The sequence below is a fragment of the Cellulomonas algicola genome, assembly GCF_003851725.1.
GTDB lineage: Bacteria > Actinomycetota > Actinomycetes > Actinomycetales > Cellulomonadaceae > Cellulomonas > Cellulomonas algicola.
Genome location: NZ_BHYL01000465.1, coordinates 1 through 2,066, shown reverse-complemented (window position 1 = coordinate 2,066; position 2,066 = coordinate 1). Strand labels below are relative to the sequence as shown.

1 protein-coding gene is annotated in these 2,066 nt (G+C 77.7%); it reads right to left on the bottom strand.

The genetic code is table 11. From position 1 onward, the window contains the following. Positions 1-2,046: DUF8696 domain-containing protein (locus CTKZ_RS20870; protein WP_503825979.1), on the bottom strand; the 2,046-nt coding region annotated here is incomplete at its 3' end. Between the last annotated feature and the right edge of the window lie 20 nt (positions 2,047-2,066).

Here is a 2,066-nt window from a genome sequence, read left to right as displayed (position 1 = left end):
GGTCCCGGTCGCGCGCGAGCCCGCCGACGAGCCGGTCCCGCTGCCGGAGCCGGCCGCGCCGGGCGCGGCGCTCGGCGACGGGCTCGGGGCCGCGGCGACGGAGACGGTCACGGGCCGCAGGACGGTCTCGCCCGCGGCGTCGACGACGACGAGCCGCAGCTGCATCCCGTCGTCGGCGCGCGTGGGCGTGAACGTCGCGGTGAACGCGGTGCGCGTGGCGGGTGCGGCGGCGGACCGCAGCGACCGCACGGACGCGACCCCGGTGATGGTGTTGGTCGCGACGGACGGTCCGACGGGCGCCCAGGTGGCCCCGCCGTCGCGCGACTCCTCCCACCGGCCCTGGAGGCCGGACCCGAGGACGACGAAGGTCACGGTCGTGGGGGACCCGGCGACGGACGCGACGGGCGACGCGGCAGACGGCCCGGACACCTCGACGGGGTCGGGCACGACGGTGAGCGTCGCGGGGGCGCTGCGCACGGTCGCGGGACCGCTGCCGAGGGTCGACGTCGCGACGGCGCGGACGAGGAGGCCGTCGTCGGCGGCATCGGCGGTGACCGTCAGCGCGGGGCCGGTCGCGCCTGCGACGGTCGTCCACGCGGAGCCGTCGGTCGACGTCTCCCACGCGACGTCCGGCGCGGGTCGGCCCGTGGCGGTCACCGTGAACGTCGCGTCCTCGCCGGGCCGCGTGACGACGTCGGCGGGGGAGCTCACGGTGGGCGGGGTGCGGACGCCGAGCGTGGCGGCGGCGGAGGTCGCGGTGCCGCGCACGTTGGTCGCGACGGCCCGGTACGACGAGCCGTGCAGGGCGTCGGTCGCCGCGACCGTGTACGTCGTCCCCGTCGCACCCGCGACGGAGGTCCACGTGTCGCCGTCGGTCGACGTCTGCCACTGCACGGTCGGCGTGGGCAGGCCGGTGACGCCCACCGTGAACGTGGCAGTGCCGCCGGCGTCGACGGTCGTCGCGACGGGATCGGTGACGGTCGGCGCGTCCTGGACGGTGAGCGTCACCGGGTTGGTGTCGGCGACGCCGTGACCGGTGAAGCGGGCCCGCACCTGCAGGCCGTCGTCGGACGCGGAGAGGAGGCGCGTCCAGAAGACGTCGGTCGCGCCGGGCACGTCGGTCCACGTGGTGCCGTCGGTCGACGTCTGCCACTGGACGGTCGGCGCGGGGTTGCCGTGCGCGGCCGCGGTGAGCAGCGCGCTGCCGCCGACGACACCGGTCACGGCGACGGGGTGGACGTCGACGACGGGCCCGTGCAGCACGTGCAGGACGCCCTCGGTGCTGGTCGCGGTGGACGTGCCGTCGAGCAGGACGGACGTCGCGACGGCCCGGTAGCGGGCGCCGTCGAGGGACGGGTCGGCGACGACGGACAGCGTCGCTCCGGCGGCGCCGGGCACGTCGGTCCACGTCCCGTCGACGAGCCGCTGCCAGCGGACCGCGGGTGCGGGCGACCCGCCGACGACGGTCGTGAGCTGCGCGGTGGCACCGGCGACGACCGTCACGTCGGCCACGGGCGCCAGGGTCGGTCGGGTCTGCACGGTCAGCGTCGCGGGGGCGGTCTCCGCCGCGCCGTGGCCGGTGAAGCGCGCGCGCACCAGGAGCCCGTCGTCGGACGCCGAGAGGAGGCGCGTGTAGAAGACGCCGGTCGCACCGGGCACGTCGGTCCACGTCGTGCCGTCGGCGGACGTCTGCCACTGCACGCTCGGCGCGGGGTTGCCGTGCGCCGCGGCGGTGAGCAGCGCGCTCGCGCCGGCGAGCGCGGTGACCGGCTGCGGCTGGACGTCGACGACCGGCCCGTACCGCACGTCGAGGAGGGCCTCGCTGCTCGTGACGGAGACGGTCCCGGTGACCAGGACGGACGTCGCGACGGCCCGGTACCGGGCGCCGTCGAAGGTCGGGTCGACGACCACGGACAGCGTCGCGCCGACGGCGCCGGGCGCGTCGGTCCACGTCCCGTCGACGAGCCGCTGCCAGCGGACGGCCGGTGCGGGCGACCCGCCGACGACGGTCGTGAGCTGCGCGGTGCCGCCGTCGGCGACGGTCACGCCGGCCACGGGGGACAGGG